The sequence below is a fragment of the Tenacibaculum sp. SSH1-16 genome (genome assembly GCF_040104435.1).
GTDB lineage: Bacteria > Bacteroidota > Bacteroidia > Flavobacteriales > Flavobacteriaceae > Polaribacter > Polaribacter mesophilus.
Genome location: NZ_JBECOV010000003.1, coordinates 1 through 15,205 on the forward strand (window position 1 = coordinate 1; position 15,205 = coordinate 15,205).

Below are 15,205 nucleotides of genomic sequence, written 5' to 3' on the forward strand. Positions count from 1 at the left end.
TACTTGTTCGTACTCACTTATCAAAAATTGATACTTCTGTAAATAGCTTCGAACTAGAGTTAAATCATCTGTATTTATACGCATAACAAAATATAAGATTTTGTCAACGAATTAGTTAACCTTTACAGGAATGACAGGAAATATCATAGTAGGGAGGTCATTGAACCTAAACTTAACTCGAAACGAGCTAAAGTACTATTAAACTTGATATGTATAGTGGAAAAGCCTTTTCGTGCATAGTGGAAAAGACATTTAGTGCCTAATAGAAGTGGTATTTAGTGCCTACTAAAAATGTTTTTATTCCTAATTATGACTATTTGAAGAATTCTTTCGAATTTTTTCAATTATGACTATTTGAATAATTCTTTCGAATTCTCCCAATGCACATCCATTTCAGCGAGGGTCATGTCAGAAAGTTGCTTGCCTTCTTTTTTGGCAGCTTCTTCTAAAAACTGAAAGCGATTGATGAATTTTTTATTGGTTTTTTCCAGTGCATTTTCGGGGTTTACCCCAATAAAACGCGCGTAGTTAATCATGGAGAACAACACGTCTCCAAACTCTTTTTCTATTTTCTCTTGATTGTTGTTTTTAATTTCGTCGTTCAATTCAGAAAGCTCTTCTTGAACCTTTTCCCACACTTGATGTGGTTCTTCCCAATCAAAACCAACACCTGCAACTTTATCTTGAATACGATTGGCTTTTACTACTGCAGGTAAACTTTTAGGAACACCTTCTAAAACGGATTTATTCCCTTCTTTTAGTTTGAGTTTTTCCCAGTTTTTCTTAACATCTTCTTCGTTTTCAACAACCACATCACCATAAATATGTGGATGACGGTCGATAAGTTTGTCTGAGATGGCGTTGGCAACATCAGCAATATCGAAAGCTTGTTTTTCGCTACCTATTTTAGCATAAAAGACGATGTGCAAAAGCACATCGCCTAATTCTTTTTTTATTTCTTGTAAATCGTTGTCTAAAATAGCATCTGCTAATTCGTAAGTTTCTTCAATAGTTAAATGACGCAGACTTTGTAAGGTTTGTTTTTTATCCCATGGGCACTTCTCACGAAGATCGTCCATGATGTCTAACAATCGATTAAAGGCTGCTAACTGTTGCTTACGAGTATTCACGATTTAAGCTTCTTCTGTAGTTGTTTCTTCAGCTTCAGTTAACGTACTAAAATCAAATTCAGCTTTCGCTAAAATGTTGTACCACTGAATTACTTTTTTAATGTTTGAAGCGTATACACGTTCTTCATCAAACCCAGGTAAAACTTCTCCGAAGTACTCCGTTAATTTATTAGCACTTTCTTTGTGAGAAATTGCATCTTTACCATCTTCTTTATCAGCAATATTTTTAAATACTTGCGCTAAAGGCACTTCTTCTTCGTACGTATAAATAGCAATGTTTTCTAATAAGCTTACGTTATGAGTTGCAGTAATAGGAAAACGTTTACCGTCAACAATAGATTTTACGATAACTCCTGTTTTAGTTTGTGATAAAATCTCATACAAACCTGGCTTACCTGTTACAGCTATAATTTTGTTAAATTCCATGTCTTAATGTTTTTAGTGTATAACTATTATCTCTTAGCATTAGGAAAACGCATGCGATATCCAGCGTTTACTTTCCCCTTAGAAATATTGTCTAATTTCTTTTTAATTAATCGTTTCTTTAGTGAAGAAAGTTTGTCGGTAAACAAAACTCCTTCAATATGATCGTATTCATGTTGAAAAACACGTGCAGGTAATCCGCTTAACGTTTCTGTGTGTTTTTCAAAATTTTCATCTTGGTATTCAATAGTAACTTTTTCTTGGCGAAAAACATCTTCATTAACAGTAGGTATACTTAAACATCCTTCGTTAAAAGCCCATTCCTCACCTTCTTCTTTAATGATTTTAGCATTGATAAATACGCGATTAAAGTTTTTGAAAACTTCTTTTTCCTCTTCACTTAAATCGTCATCTTCTGCAAAAGGAGAGGCATCAATAACAAACAAACGGATGTCTTTTCCTATTTGAGGAGCTGCTAAACCAAGTCCGTTAGCATTGTACATAGTTTCTCTCATATCGGCAATTAATTTGTCTAACTGCGGATAGTCTTTATCGATTTCTTTTCCTACTTTACGTAAAACGGGATCTCCGTATGCTACAATGGGTAAAATCATTTACTTTTTAATTTTTAGGAACGCAAAAATACAAAGAATGCTTTGGGTAGAAAATTATTTGTTATATAAATACGATTGTAAGATGATTGTCGCACTTATTTCGTCTACCAAAGCTTTGTTTTGACGTTGTTTTTTCTTCAAACCGCTATCAATCATAGTTTGAAAAGCCATTTTAGAGGTAAAACGCTCGTCTATACGTTTTATAGGTATAGAAGGAATAGCTTTTTCAAGTTTTTCGAGAAAAGGAAGAATAAGAACTTCACTTTCACTATCAGAATTATCCATTTGCTTTGGTTTTCCTACTAAAAAAAGTTCAACATTTTCTTTTTGAGTATACTCTTTTAAAAATGTGATAAGTTCAGAGGTGTTTACAGTTGTTAAACCCGAAGCAATAATTTGAAGCTCATCGGTTACCGCAATTCCTGTTCTTTTTTTTCCAAAATCTATGGCTACTATTCTGCCCATTCTATAAGTTTTTGCAAAGGTAGCTAAATTAAACAAGGAAGAAATATCTGTTTAAAAAATGTATCTTCGCAGTATATTATGGAAAGCAATTTTATTTTTGCTGAAAATATTTTAGAAAAATGACAGAATTACAATCAATTATAGAAAAAGCGTGGGATAACCGCGAGTTATTACAAGAAGAAACTACGATTAATGCTATTAGAAAAGTAGTAGATTTATTAGATGCAGGAGATTTACGCGTTGCGGAACCAACGGACAATGGATGGCAGGTAAATGAATGGGTAAAGAAAGCAGTAGTATTATACTTCCCAATTCAAAAAATGGAAACGTTTGAGGCAGGTATTTTTGAGTATCACGATAAAATTCCATTAAAAAGAGGTTATGAAGCAAAAGGAATTCGTGTAGTACCAAATGCTGTAGCTCGTCACGGAGCCTATATTTCAGCAGGAACTATTTTAATGCCTAGTTATGTGAATATAGGAGCGTATGTTGATGAAGGTACGATGGTCGATACTTGGGCGACTGTAGGTTCTTGTGCACAAATTGGTAAAAACGTACACTTATCTGGTGGAGTAGGAATTGGAGGGGTTTTAGAGCCTTTACAAGCAGCACCAGTAATTATTGAAGATGGAGCTTTTATCGGTTCTCGTTGTATTGTTGTTGAGGGGGTTAGAGTAGAGAAGGAGGCTGTTTTAGGTGCGAATGTAGTATTAACAATGAGTACTAAAATTATTGATGTAACAGGTGATGAGCCAGTTGAAATGAAAGGAGTAGTACCTGCACGTTCTGTAGTAATTCCTGGAAGTTACACGAAGAAGTTTGCTGCCGGTGAATATCAAGTTCCTTGTGCTTTAATCATTGGTAAACGTAAAGAGAGTACAAACAAGAAAACTTCGTTAAATGATGCTCTTAGAGAGTATGATGTAGCGGTTTAAGAAAGCATAAATAGTATAAAAAAGGGAAGATTTTAAATCTTCCCTTTTTTATTGTTTTCATATAATTTTCTAAGTTTTGCATATTTCATATAAGAAAAAAAGGCTTGCATCATAGAAAATGTAATTCCGTCTAATCCATGAAAAATACCTTTCTTAAGAATATAACAGCGTAAAAAAGACCACAGTCCATGCCCTATAGGGGTAAAGAAGTTTACTTTTTTGTTTTGTTCAAAATATTCTTCCGATTGCCAAGTAGTATATAAGTTATATTTTCCTATAATTTGATGAAAATCCTTCCAACCATAGTGTAATAAATGAAGTTTGGTTGTTTTTAAATTGGTGGCTTGTATGCTTTGATGAACTTTGGTGGTTGCAGGTTTAGCGGTTTGCTTGTTAAAAAACCTACAAGTATACGATGGGTACCATCCTGCAAAATCAATAGGTTGATCTTTTAAAAAGTTTTTACGTCTAAAATTATAAGCATCGTAAGGTTCATTTAAATACTTTCCGCTCTTAATAAATTCAAAGCTATCTTCATCAAGGCGTTCATCAGCATCTAAGTTTAGAATCCAATCATTCTTACAAAATTGAAGCCCATGTACTCTTTGAGGGCCATCTCCTAAGAATTTTTGTAAATGAACTTTTGCTCCCATAGATTCTGCTATTTCAACAGTCTTATCAGAACTAAAAGAATCAATTATAATTACTTCGTCACATACGCTATTTAAAGATATAATACAATCTTTAATGTTTGCTTCTTCATTAAAAGTAATTACGAGACCACTTATATTCATGTGTAAATATTATTGTAGATTTGTGCGGTCAAAAATACAATTATTAAATGATTTCAAAAATTATACATTTCTGTTGGTATGGAAAAGGGGAGTACAATGAAACAATAAAAAAATGTATTGCTTCTTGGGAGGAAAAACTACCTGATTATAGCATAAAGAAGTGGGATGAAACCAATACACCTTTTGATAAGTTACCTTTTTTAAAACTATTGTATAAACAAAAAAAGTGGTCGTTTATTACAGATTATGTTCGGTTGTATTCTATATATAAAGAAGGGGGGATTTATGTAGATACAGATATAGAAATGGTTGCTACTTTTGACCATTTATTAAATGAAAAGGCGTTTGTTGGTTTTCAAGGAACATTAGAGTCTGAAAAGTATCCATTAAATTCTGCCGTTATTGGAGGAGAAAAAGGCAATGGTTTCATTTTAGATTGTATTAAAGCAACAGAAGAAAAACAACGCTTATATTTTAATGCAATGGGCGGTCCACCAATAGTATCGAAAGTATTGGTGAGTTACGGATTGAAAGAGTATAAAAAGCAGCATTTAAATGATGTTTTATTGTTGCCAACAGAATACTTTTTTCCTTTTGCGTGGAATGAAAAGTTTACACAAGAATGTATTAAACCAGAAACAGTATGTATTCACTGGTGGGAAGATTCTTGGGGAAATAAACAAAAAGGCTTTTCATATTTAGTTGATAGCCTTAAAAGAAAAGCAGTTAAATTACCCTTATTAATTAAGAATAGAATTAAATTCTTAATCAATAAGAATAATTTTTATCATATTAATTCTTTGTAAAATCAGTACAACGATCAATTAGGTGCTGAGTGTATTGTAGATGATTTGTAGGGTTAGGAATTGGATTTTCCCAATTTATTTCATCAAGTTTAATTAAGTTTAAGTTTTTTAACGAACTTAAATCAAGCTCAGAGTCTAGATTAACCATGTTAAAGTGCTGTACAATTCCATCCAATCTTGACAAGTCAGAAGAATTATTTAACCCTCCCATGATAAAAATAACAGGAGTTCCCATTGCTAAACAAGGCAGCGCACAGTGAATTCTAGAGGTTATTACCAGCTTTGCTGAGGCAAATGTTTTTAACAAGCGCTCCGCTTCTTTAAACCTATCTTCAGAAGTAGTTCCTTTTTCTTTATAAAATGCAGTTTCAAACTTAGCATTGTTAACTATTTCTTCAGGAAATATAGATTTTAAATACTCTTTATGATCTTGAAGCTTAGGTAATTTAAACTTAATTAAATCACGGTAATAGTGTCTAGGAATTCTCTCATAATAAGATTTTTTATCTAAGTTAAAAAGGACATCGAAAAATACAATATCATCTGTTTTAGGAGCCTCAATCTTAGGAAGAGTCGTAGTTAAACAAGAAGAATAATACGAGTCAACACCATATTTTTTTAAAATATTTACAGTATAAAAGTCTCTACATCCAATAGGTTCATACTGTTTTAAATAAGTGATGTTTTCTTGTCTACTTAATAAAGTATCTGCTATATGTGCATTTAAATGAAAAGAAACAAATAAGGGATCAATATTAGGAGATATAGGCCAATTTTTGGTTTTATACATAAACCAGCCATTCATAATTAATTTACAAGGTTCAATATTTTTATCGTTCAAATATTCTCTATTCAGAAGTAAGTCAATATTCGAAAAGTATTGCTTGGCAGCGATACTTTGAACATAATCTCCAATATTAAAATAACCTCCTGTGGCTTTATAATCTAAAAGTGCATTTTTACTCATAAAGCAAAAATATCTTTTTTTATTGATGTAGTGTAATAGTTTAAAGTATAAATTTGTACGATGATTATAGAAATAAAGAACCACTTACTTAATGGAAAAACGATTCTTTATCCAACTGATACAGTTTGGGGATTGGGTTGTGATGCAACTAACCAAGAAGCTGTTAAGAAAATCTATCAATTAAAAAATAGAGAAGAATCGAAGAGTCTAATTATTTTGGTAGACTCTATTGAAATGTTGCAAAACCATGTAGGTAATATTCCTGAAAAAGCTTTGGAAATTTTAAAGACATCAGTAAAACCTACTACTATTATTTACAATAACCCAAAAGGATTAGCAGCTAACACCATTGCTGTAGACAATACAATTGCGATTCGTATTCCAAAGGATGAGTTTTGTATTCAGCTAATTAAAGAGTTTGGAAAACCTATTGTTTCTACTTCTGCAAACGTAAGTGGAGAGCCCACTCCAAAATCATTTTCAGAAATAAGCGAAGCAATTTTAAAGAATGTAGATTATGTGGTAGATTTGCATCAAGAGAAAGTAGCAGAGAAGTCTTCAACTATTTTAAAAATTGAAGGTGACGATGTTATTGTGATTAGAGAATAGTTTGTATGCAAAAACAATATTTTAAGGAAGCAATTTCTGCAGAAATATTTCAATATATATCCCAAGCCGCTAAAGAATTACAACTAGAGAGTTATGTAATCGGTGGCTTTGTACGTGACTTTATCTTACAACGTGGTACAGCCAAAGATGTTGATGTGGTTGCAGTTGGAAGTGGAATAGATTTAGCACAAAAAGTAGCTGAATTACTACCCAATAAGCCAAAAGTCCAGGTATTTAAGACTTACGGAACAGCTATGTTGCGTTTTCAAGATATTGAAATAGAATTTGTTGGGGCTAGAAAAGAATCATATTCGGAAGAAAGTAGAAACCCTAAAGTTTCTGAAGGAACCTTAGAAGACGATCAAAATAGGAGAGATTTTACAATTAATGCTTTAGCATTAAGTTTAAATGAAGATGATTTCGGATTGTTACTTGATCCTTTCGGAGGAATGGCTGATCTGGAAGCTAAAATAATTAGAACTCCCTTAGATCCAGATATTACCTATTCTGACGATCCGCTACGAATGATGCGTGCCATTCGTTTTGCTACCCAATTAAATTTTGAAATAGAAGAACAATCATTAAATGCAATAACAAAAAATGCTTCGAGAATTGAAATTATTACTCGTGAGCGCATTGTGGTTGAACTGAATAAAATTTTGGAAGCTCCGGTGCCATCAACTGGATTCTTATTACTTGAAAAAACAGGCTTATTAGATCGAATTATTCCTGAATTAACTGCTTTAAAAGGGGTAGAAGAGGTAGAGGGACAAAAGCACAAAGATAATTTTTACCACACCTTAGAAGTAGTTGATAATATTGCTGAGAATACGGAGGATGTTTGGCTTCGTTGGGCAGCATTGTTGCACGACATAGGTAAAGCGCCAACGAAACGTTATCACAAAAAAATAGGTTGGACGTTCCACTCTCATGAATTTGTGGGATCGAAGATGGTATACAAGTTATTTAAACGTTTAAAAATGCCATTGAATAATAAGATGAAATTTGTTCAAAAGATGGTGATGTTGAGCTCTCGTCCGATTGTTTTAGCGAGTGAAGTGACAGACTCTGCTGTACGTCGTTTAATTTTCGATGCAGGAGATGATGTAGAGTCTTTAATGACCTTATGCGAAGCAGATATTACAACGAAAAACCCAAAGAAATTTAAACGTTATCACAAGAATTTTGAGATTGTTCGTCAAAAAATTAAAGAAGTTGAAGAACGTGATAGAGTGCGTAACTTTCAACCTCCAATTACTGGAGAAGAAATAATGGAAGCTTTCAATTTGCAGCCTTGTAGAGAAATAGGTAAGATAAAAGAAGCGATTAAAGAAGCCATTTTAGATGGCAAAATACCTAATGAACACGAGGCTTCTTACCAGTTTATGTTGGAAAAAGGAGCACAGTTAGGATTAAAAACAAATCAATAATAAAAAAGAGAAGCAATTTTGCTTCTCTTTTTTTTATTATCCTAACGATTGCATGGATACGAGTTTGAAATATTCTCCATTTCTATCGAGTAATTCTTCGTGTTTTCCTTGCTCTACTATTTTTCCTTTTCTAAGAACAACGATATTGTCAGCCTTTTGAATGGTTGATAGTCTATGAGCAATAACTAAAGAGGTACGGTGTTCCATCATTTTATCCAAGGCTTGTTGAACTAACTGTTCGCTTTCAGTATCTAAAGCAGAGGTGGCTTCATCTAAAATCATAATTGGAGGGTTTTTTAATACAGCTCTAGCAATACTTAAACGTTGTTTTTGTCCACCAGAAAGCATGTTTCCTCCATCACCAATATTAGTATCATACTTGCTCGGTAAATTTTTTATAAACTCATGAGCATTCGCTACGTTTGAAGCTTTAATCACTTCCTCTTCAGTAGTGTTTTCTTTGCCTAAAAGAATATTATTTTTAACGGAGTCATTAAAAAGGATTGAGTCTTGTGTTACCATTCCCATTAAATCACGTAGAGATTCTTTTTTTATATTTTTTATGTTAATTCCGTCAATAAGAATTTCTCCAGAATCAACGTCGTAAAAGCGAGTGATTAAATTAGCTAATGTCGATTTTCCACTTCCTGATTGGCCAACAAGTGCAACGGTTTTTCCCTTAGGAATTTTCAAGGAGAAGTTTTGTAAAACGTAATCATCTTGATATTTAAAAGAAATATTTTTAAACTCTATTTCAGTATCAAAAGATGTTTTATCAATAGCATTAACTGTATCCTCAATAGGGTTTTTGGTTTCTAAAATCTCAAAAATTCTATCAGCAGAAGCACTTCCTTGCTGAATTCCATACATAGCTGTTGAAATAGCTTTAGCAGGGTTTAGAATTAAATAAAATAAACCTATATAACCAAAAAATTCTTGAGGCTGTAAAGTGCTATTGTTTGCAAGAACAAGTTTTCCTCCAAACCAAAGAATAGCAACAATAGTTACTGTACCTAGAAATTCACTTAAAGGTGAAGCTATCATTTGTCGGTGTTTCAGGCTTGTCATTAAGCCAAAAAGATTATTAATAGATTTTCCTACTTTAGAATTAATAGCTCTTTCAGCAGTAAAACTTTTTATTATTTTTAATCCTCCTAAGGCTTCGTCAACAATGGATAAAAAATACCCGTTTTCCTTCTGAAAATTAGAAGATGATGCTTTTAGTTTTTTACTAGCTGTAGAAATAATAAAACCAGAAATTGGTAATAGTAGAAATACAAAAAGTGTAAGCTTAACACTAATAGCAAACATGGAAATTAAAGTAAAAACAATAGTTAATGGCTCTCTAACAATAGTTTCAAAAGAAGAAAGATAGGTAAATTGTATTGTGTGAACATCTGATGTAATTCTTGCTATAGCATCTCCTTTTCTTTTTTCTGAAAAAAATGAAATTGGTAGTGAAATATACTTAGCAAACATAGAAGATTGAATATCTTTTATCGTATTTGTTTGTAAAAAAACCAACGTATAAGAAGCAAGATATCTAAAAAGGTTTTTAAAGAAAAACAAGAATAAAGTTGTTAAACTAACAAAAAGCAATGCCTTTTCTGAACCGCCACTCTCAATCATTTGAGATATTTTATAATTAAGGCTACCTTGCACATAATCATATATAGAGGTTATTCCACTATAACTAGGTTGGCTTGTTACGATTTCTTCTTTACCAAATAAAATTCCTAAAACAGGAATAAAAGCTAATACTGATAGGACATTAAATACAGCATATAGCACATTAAAAAATATGTTTAAAAAAGCATATTTTTTATACGGTTTGGCAAAGTTTACTATTTTTTTAAAACTACTCACTAGAAATTTAGTTGTTTAATAATTCGTTGTATTTTGGTGTTTAGCTCTTCTTCTACTGCCTTAGCATTGGAAATATCATTTAATTTACTGTTAACGCTAAAGTAGAATTTAATCTTTGGTTCAGTACCACTTGGGCGAGCGGCAATTTTTGTTCCGTCTTGGGTTTGATAGATTAATACATTTGATTTAGGAATATCAATTACAGTTTCTTCACCAGTTAGTAAGTTTTTTCTTATTGAAGATTGATAATCATACAAATATTCAACTTTAGTACCATCTATTTCAATTAATGGATTGTTGCGTAAATCAATCATCATTTGTTTGATTTGTTGCGCACCATCCATTCCCTTTTTTACTAAAGAAATCAAATGTTCTTTGTATAAATGATGACGTGTGTATAAGTTTAATAATTCTTTATAAAAAGAACTATTATTAGCTTTTGCATTAGCTGCAATTTCACAAGCAAGTAGGGCAGAGGTAACTGCATCTTTATCACGAACAAAATCACCTACCATATAGCCAAAACTCTCTTCGCCACCACCAATAAAATTAAGCTCTGGGTAATCTTTGATCATTTTAGCAATCCATTTGAAACCTGTTAAACCAACTTTAGTTTCAACTCCATAAGAATCGGCAATTTCATTGACCAAATTAGTAGAAACTATCGTAGAACCTACGAATTGCTTTCCGTTTAGTTTTCCTTGTTTTTTCCAATCGTTGATTAAGAAATCGGTCATCATACTCATGGTTTGATTTCCGTTTAACAAGGTCATGTTTCCATCTATATCTCTTACTGCTATTCCAATTCTATCTGAATCTGGATCAGTTCCTAAAACAATATCGGCGTCAATTTTATTAGCCAAATCTACGGCCATTTTAAGAGCTGCTGGTTCTTCAGGATTTGGAGATTCAACCGTAGAAAAATCACCATCAGGAATGGCTTGTTCTTCAACAATATGAACCTGTGTATATCCCGCACGTTTTAAAACTTCAGGAATTAATTTGATTGAAGTTCCGTGTAACGAAGTAAATACAATTTTTAAATCTTCACGTCCTTTTATATCAAAAGTACCATTGGCCAAGGAAGCTTTCCAAAAAGCTTCATCTATTTCACTTCCTATAGAAGTAATTAATTCTTCTTTCGTATTGAAATTGATTTCAGAAAAAGCTAACGAATTTACTTCATTAATGATTTCTGTATCTTGTGGAGGTACTATTTGTCCGCCATCATTCCAATATACTTTATATCCGTTATATTCTGGTGGGTTATGAGAAGCTGTTAAAACAATTCCAGCATCACATCCTAAGTAATTTACAGCGAAAGACAATTCTGGGGTGGGACGCATATCTTCAAATAAAAATACTTGAATGTTATTTGCTGATAACACATTAGCAACCACCTTTGCTAACCATTCACTATCATGACGGCAATCATAACCGATAGCTACTTTTAACGCTTTATTAGGGTATGTTTTATGTAAGTAATTACTTAACCCTTGGGTAGCCTTTCCTAAAGTATATTTATTAATTCGGTTAGTACCTGCGCCTACAACTCCACGCATTCCACCCGTTCCGAATTCTAGGTTTTTATAAAAACGATCAGCTAAATCCTCAGCACTAGAGCTGATTAATTGCTTAATTTCTTGTTGTGTTTCTGAATCGAAAGTGTCAGAAAGCCATTGTTTAGCGTTGTTTAAAATCTCTTTCATGTGTAAAATTTAAAAACATACAAAGATACGGGTTTAAAAGTTCAGTTTTTCTTTGATTGTATAATGTTTTTGTTGCGGATTACTCTTAATAATCAGCTCGCCTAAAAAGCCTGCTAAAAATAAAAGTGTACCTAAAACCATAGAGGTTAAGGCAATGTAAAACCAAGGGTTACTGGTAACAAGTATTGTTTTGGTACCTGTAGAGAGATGGTAAATTTTCATCGCTCCAATATAAAAGGCTGAAAGGAAACCAAAGATGAACATTAACGTTCCCCACAAGCCAAAAAAGTGCATAGGACGTTTTCCAAATTTAGATAAAAATGAAATGGTAATTAAGTCTAAAAATCCATTTACAAAGCGATCCATACCAAATTTTGTCTCTCCATATTTTCTAGCTTGATGCTGTACTATCTTTTCATCAATACGGTTGAATCCTTCATTTTTAGCTAGCACAGGAATGTATCTGTGCATTTCACCACTTACTTTTACAGCTTTCACTACTTCATTTTTATAAGCTTTTAGTCCGCAGTTAAAATCATGTAATTTTAACCCTGATGTTTTACGTGCTGCCCAATTGAATAGCTTAGATGGAATATTTTTAGTGACTACATTGTCATAGCGTTTTCTCTTCCATCCAGAAATTAAATCAAAATTATCTTCAGTGATTAAACGGTATAGTTCAGGAATTTCATCCGGACTGTCTTGTAAATCGGCATCCATGGTAATTACAACGTGCCCTTGTACTAAGCCAAAACCAGCGTCTAAGGCTTGGGATTTTCCATAATTTTTCTGGAATCGTAAGCCTTTTACTTCTTGGTGTTGTTGCGATAACTCATGTATTATTTTCCAAGAATTATCAGTACTACCATCGTCAATAAAGATAAGTTCATATAAAAATTGATTGGATTGCATAACTTTTGCAATCCAATCATATAATTCTGGTAAAGATTCTTCTTCGTTAAGAAGTGGTATTACTACCGATATATCCATATATTTTATTCATGTTAAAAAAGGTAAAGTTACGAAGTATTACTTTTATGTAAAACTTTTACTACTTTAAACTATTTTTAATATTGATTTTCTTCTGTTTTTTTCATGATAGCTCCTCCTATGGCAGAAATAATAAATCCAAAAAAAGCTGAAATAACTAAAGCTAAAGGTGCTGTGATTACAGGGCTATTAAACTTTTCAGCCATGGCTTCAGAAGCTTCTACTTGTTCGTCTGTCATACCAGCATCTATCCAACCTTGTTTTTGGATTTCCATCATTTGTGCTTGAAAGTCAGGTTCTATAATATTGGTGAATATTAATGTATAGATAGTTGAAATTACAGCACTAATTACTGCTATACCAACACCAACTTTTAAAGCTTGACCAAAAGTTAAAAAACCATTGTTATCAGTTTTAAACTTTTTGATGCCTAAAATGATAAGAGCAATCATTGCTAAAAAACTGATTATTCCATTTAACCATCCAAATTTAATTAAGGTTCCAGTAGCATAAAATGCTAAATGAATAAAAACTCCGATAATTCCTAAATATAAACCATAGTTTAAAATGATGTTTTTGCTGTTTGTTTGATTTTCCATTGTGTGAATTTAGTTAGTGATACAAATATATTCTTTTTTAATATTACGTTTATTTAATACTGGTAAAAGCAAAAAATAAAAACAACAAACTATTAGTATTCAAAAACTTAGAAATGTTACAGTTTTTTTATTGAAATTTTGTTGTTTTTTACGAAAAAATGGTTGTAAATTTGCATCGGCAAGTCCTACACAACCAGCTCCCTTTGAATCCCCCAGGGCGGGAACGCAGCAAGGGTATTAGGTCGTAGCGGTGTGATGTAGGTAGCTTGCCTTTTTTTGTATCCAATAGTTTCGTTTATTCCTCCTCTTCTTCGTTTTTCATTTTCTTATCACTTCTAGGGTGATGATCTTCTACTACTTTTTTGAGAAAACTAGTGTCTAAATGCACATAAATCTCTGTAGTTGTAATGCTTTCATGTCCTAATAATTGTTGAATAACACGTAAATCAGCTCCATTCTTAAGTAAATAGGTGGCAAAAGAATGCCTTAATGTATGCGGACCAATACTTTTTTGAAGATTGATTTTTTGGGCTAACTCTTTTAGAATTATAAAAATCATTTGTCTAGTTAAACGTTTTCCTCTTCTATTTAAGAAAACAGTGTCTTCATCTTCTTTTTTTGGAGTAATTTGAGATCTGATTTCATTAATATAAAAGCTAAGTCTATGAATTGTTGTAATGTGTATTGGAACAAAACGATATTTACTTCCTTTTCCTAGTATGCGTATATATCCTTCGTCGAAGAATAAATCGGATAATTGTAAATTAATCAATTCACTCACACGAAGACCACAACTATAAATAGTTTCAATAATAGTCTTGTTGCGTTCTCCTTGTGGATGACTTAAATCGATGGCAGCTATTAATTTATCTATATCTTCTTTTTCTAAAGTATCTGGTAATTTTTTAATAATGTTAGGGCTTTCTACTAAATCAGTTGGGTTGTCTTCTCGATAATCTTCAAATACCAAAAAATCAAAAAAGCTACGTAAACCTGAAATTAATCTAGCTTGACTACGAGCATTGATACTTTTACTAGTTTCATAGATGAATTGCTGAATAGTTCCTGCAGTTATATGAATTGGAGAAGGGGAGTTTTCTAGATTATCAACAAATAAAAAAAGCTTATTTACATCTCTTTTGTAACTATCTATAGAGTTTTTTGAAAGTCCTCTTTCAATTTTTAAAAAGTTAGTATAATCAGATATAGCTTGTTCCCAGTTCATTATAAAAAGAGGTGTTTTTTTTAGAAAAAGACATTGTTAAAAATAAAAATAAAATTATTTTTGCAGCACAAACTTAAAATTATAAATTTAAAAATTATGAAAAAATTATTAGTAGTAATTGCTATGGTAGCTGCTAGTTTTACAGCTAATGCACAAGAAGCTAATGGACAAACAGCAAAAGGGAAATGGTTAGTAGAAGGTAACACAGGGTTTGGAGCTGCTCATGAAGCTGCTACAGGATTCCAATTATCTAATAGAGATACACCATCTGGATCAACTACAACTTGGGGTATTGGAGCAGAAGCAGGTTATTTTATTATGAATGATTTAGCAATTAAATTAGGATTAGGGTACAACGATAGAGGTAATGACGATGCTTTTTCTTACAAGATTGGAGCAAAATATTATATTTCTAGTATGATTCCAGTACAAATTGATTACTCAGGAGCTTCTTATGATGCTTATGATGCGTCATATTTAGGATTTCAAGCAGGTTATGCTATTTTCTTAGGAGATATGGTAAGTATAGAGCCAGGTTTAAGATATAACTTAGGTTTAGGTGATACAGAAGATATTAACACATTCCAATTTAATGTAGGGTTTGCTTTACATTTCTAAATAAAACTTATAGAATATATTAATG

The 15,205-nt window shown here is 32.2% G+C and carries 16 protein-coding genes and 1 other RNA gene; 6 read left to right on the forward strand and 11 right to left on the reverse strand.

Annotation, left to right across the window (positions count from 1 at the left end):
• Window positions 1-350: 350 nt before the first annotated feature.
• Genes mazG through ruvX form a run of 4 tightly spaced genes read right to left on the reverse strand, consistent with a single transcriptional unit; the run spans window position 351 to window position 2,632 of the window.
• The gene (mazG, locus tag ABMY20_RS04875) at window positions 351-1,130 is read right to left on the reverse strand and encodes a nucleoside triphosphate pyrophosphohydrolase (protein WP_047788729.1); all 780 of its coding nucleotides are present in this window, start codon (window positions 1,128-1,130) and stop codon (window positions 351-353) included.
• A 3-nt stretch (window positions 1,131-1,133) separates the two neighbouring features.
• Window positions 1,134-1,556, reverse strand: a complete 423-nt coding sequence (locus ABMY20_RS04880; protein WP_047788730.1) for a DUF5606 domain-containing protein — start codon at window positions 1,554-1,556, stop codon at window positions 1,134-1,136.
• Window positions 1,557-1,582: 26 nt separating this feature from the next.
• On the reverse strand, window positions 1,583-2,167 hold the full coding sequence (gene def / locus ABMY20_RS04885) for a peptide deformylase (RefSeq protein ID WP_073183938.1): 585 nt from the start codon (window positions 2,165-2,167) through the stop codon (window positions 1,583-1,585).
• A gap of 54 nt (window positions 2,168-2,221) precedes the next feature.
• Window positions 2,222-2,632 (reverse strand): Holliday junction resolvase RuvX, encoded by a 411-nt coding sequence (ruvX, locus tag ABMY20_RS04890; protein WP_349264768.1) that lies wholly within the window; start codon window positions 2,630-2,632, stop codon window positions 2,222-2,224.
• A 119-nt stretch (window positions 2,633-2,751) separates the two neighbouring features.
• Between ruvX and ABMY20_RS04895 the strand changes: the two genes are divergently transcribed.
• Entirely contained in the window at window positions 2,752-3,567 is an 816-nt protein-coding gene (locus tag ABMY20_RS04895; RefSeq protein WP_349264769.1) for a 2,3,4,5-tetrahydropyridine-2,6-dicarboxylate N-succinyltransferase, read from the forward strand.
• A 32-nt stretch (window positions 3,568-3,599) separates the two neighbouring features.
• Here ABMY20_RS04895 and ABMY20_RS04900 read toward each other — a convergent pair whose 3' ends face one another.
• Window positions 3,600-4,361, reverse strand: coding sequence for a glycosyltransferase family 2 protein (locus ABMY20_RS04900; protein WP_349264770.1), 762 nt, complete (start codon window positions 4,359-4,361; stop codon window positions 3,600-3,602).
• A gap of 47 nt (window positions 4,362-4,408) precedes the next feature.
• On the opposite strand from ABMY20_RS04900, the gene ABMY20_RS04905 reads away from it, so the two are divergent.
• A complete protein-coding gene (locus ABMY20_RS04905; protein WP_349264771.1) occupies window positions 4,409-5,167 on the forward strand; it encodes a glycosyltransferase in 759 nt (252 codons plus the stop codon).
• Here the strand turns inward: ABMY20_RS04905 and ABMY20_RS04910 are convergent.
• Window positions 5,154-6,134 carry a polysaccharide pyruvyl transferase family protein gene (locus tag ABMY20_RS04910; RefSeq protein WP_159614996.1) on the reverse strand — a complete coding sequence of 327 codons (981 nt, stop codon included), beginning with the start codon at window positions 6,132-6,134 and terminating at the stop codon, window positions 5,154-5,156. The two genes, ABMY20_RS04905 and ABMY20_RS04910, sit on opposite strands and share 14 nt — an antisense overlap.
• 60 nt (window positions 6,135-6,194) lie before the next feature.
• On the opposite strand from ABMY20_RS04910, the gene ABMY20_RS04915 reads away from it, so the two are divergent.
• Complete coding sequence (locus ABMY20_RS04915; RefSeq protein WP_159614999.1) at window positions 6,195-6,743, forward strand: L-threonylcarbamoyladenylate synthase; 549 nt, start codon at window positions 6,195-6,197, stop codon at window positions 6,741-6,743.
• Between the two features lie 5 nt (window positions 6,744-6,748).
• Window positions 6,749-8,173, forward strand: coding sequence for an HD domain-containing protein (locus tag ABMY20_RS04920; protein WP_159614995.1), 1,425 nt, complete (start codon window positions 6,749-6,751; stop codon window positions 8,171-8,173).
• Window positions 8,174-8,209: 36 nt separating this feature from the next.
• Here the strand turns inward: ABMY20_RS04920 and ABMY20_RS04925 are convergent, their stop codons facing one another.
• The 4 genes from ABMY20_RS04925 to ABMY20_RS04940 form a co-directional block, all read right to left on the reverse strand.
• Window positions 8,210-10,039 (reverse strand): ABC transporter ATP-binding protein, encoded by a 1,830-nt coding sequence (locus tag ABMY20_RS04925; RefSeq protein ID WP_159614994.1) that lies wholly within the window; start codon window positions 10,037-10,039, stop codon window positions 8,210-8,212.
• Window positions 10,039-11,748 (reverse strand): phospho-sugar mutase, encoded by a 1,710-nt coding sequence (locus ABMY20_RS04930; RefSeq protein ID WP_349264772.1) that lies wholly within the window; start codon window positions 11,746-11,748, stop codon window positions 10,039-10,041. Before ABMY20_RS04930 ends, ABMY20_RS04925 begins: the two co-directional genes overlap by 1 nt.
• Before the next feature lie 33 nt (window positions 11,749-11,781).
• A complete protein-coding gene (locus ABMY20_RS04935) occupies window positions 11,782-12,738 on the reverse strand; it encodes a glycosyltransferase family 2 protein (RefSeq protein WP_349264773.1) in 957 nt (318 codons plus the stop codon).
• 77 nt (window positions 12,739-12,815) lie between these two features.
• A complete protein-coding gene (locus tag ABMY20_RS04940) occupies window positions 12,816-13,337 on the reverse strand; it encodes a DUF4199 domain-containing protein (RefSeq protein WP_349264774.1) in 522 nt (173 codons plus the stop codon).
• 176 nt (window positions 13,338-13,513) lie between these two features.
• Here ABMY20_RS04940 and ffs point away from each other — a divergent pair.
• Window positions 13,514-13,612: signal recognition particle sRNA small type (gene ffs, locus ABMY20_RS04945), an RNA gene on the forward strand.
• 20 nt (window positions 13,613-13,632) lie between these two features.
• Here the strand turns inward: ffs and ABMY20_RS04950 are convergent.
• Window positions 13,633-14,562 carry a site-specific tyrosine recombinase gene (locus ABMY20_RS04950; protein ID WP_349264775.1) on the reverse strand — a complete coding sequence of 310 codons (930 nt, stop codon included), beginning with the start codon at window positions 14,560-14,562 and terminating at the stop codon, window positions 13,633-13,635.
• 96 nt (window positions 14,563-14,658) lie between these two features.
• On the opposite strand from ABMY20_RS04950, the gene ABMY20_RS04955 reads away from it, so the two are divergent.
• Window positions 14,659-15,180, forward strand: coding sequence for a hypothetical protein (locus ABMY20_RS04955; RefSeq protein ID WP_173360278.1), 522 nt, complete (start codon window positions 14,659-14,661; stop codon window positions 15,178-15,180).
• Window positions 15,181-15,205: the final 25 nt, after the last annotated feature.

Excerpts from the sequence above, each read along its gene's own strand:
- ABMY20_RS04880 (WP_047788730.1), bottom strand. The coding sequence starts at position 1,556 with ATGGAATTTAACAAAATTATAGCTGTAACAGGTAAGCCAGGTTTGTAT.
- def (WP_073183938.1), bottom strand. The coding sequence starts at position 2,167 with ATGATTTTACCCATTGTAGCATACGGAGATCCCGTTTTACGTAAAGTA.
- ruvX (WP_349264768.1), bottom strand. The coding sequence starts at position 2,632 with ATGGGCAGAATAGTAGCCATAGATTTTGGAAAAAAAAGAACAGGAATT.
- ABMY20_RS04895 (WP_349264769.1), top strand. The coding sequence starts at position 2,752 with ATGACAGAATTACAATCAATTATAGAAAAAGCGTGGGATAACCGCGAG.
- ABMY20_RS04900 (WP_349264770.1), bottom strand. The coding sequence starts at position 4,361 with ATGAATATAAGTGGTCTCGTAATTACTTTTAATGAAGAAGCAAACATT.
- ABMY20_RS04905 (WP_349264771.1), top strand. The coding sequence starts at position 4,409 with ATGATTTCAAAAATTATACATTTCTGTTGGTATGGAAAAGGGGAGTAC.
- ABMY20_RS04910 (WP_159614996.1), bottom strand. The coding sequence starts at position 6,134 with ATGAGTAAAAATGCACTTTTAGATTATAAAGCCACAGGAGGTTATTTT.
- ABMY20_RS04915 (WP_159614999.1), top strand. The coding sequence starts at position 6,195 with ATGATTATAGAAATAAAGAACCACTTACTTAATGGAAAAACGATTCTT.
- ABMY20_RS04920 (WP_159614995.1), top strand. The coding sequence starts at position 6,749 with ATGCAAAAACAATATTTTAAGGAAGCAATTTCTGCAGAAATATTTCAA.
- ABMY20_RS04930 (WP_349264772.1), bottom strand. The coding sequence starts at position 11,748 with ATGAAAGAGATTTTAAACAACGCTAAACAATGGCTTTCTGACACTTTC.
- ABMY20_RS04935 (WP_349264773.1), bottom strand. The coding sequence starts at position 12,738 with ATGGATATATCGGTAGTAATACCACTTCTTAACGAAGAAGAATCTTTA.
- ABMY20_RS04940 (WP_349264774.1), bottom strand. The coding sequence starts at position 13,337 with ATGGAAAATCAAACAAACAGCAAAAACATCATTTTAAACTATGGTTTA.
- ABMY20_RS04950 (WP_349264775.1), bottom strand. The coding sequence starts at position 14,562 with ATGAACTGGGAACAAGCTATATCTGATTATACTAACTTTTTAAAAATT.
- ABMY20_RS04955 (WP_173360278.1), top strand. The coding sequence starts at position 14,659 with ATGAAAAAATTATTAGTAGTAATTGCTATGGTAGCTGCTAGTTTTACA.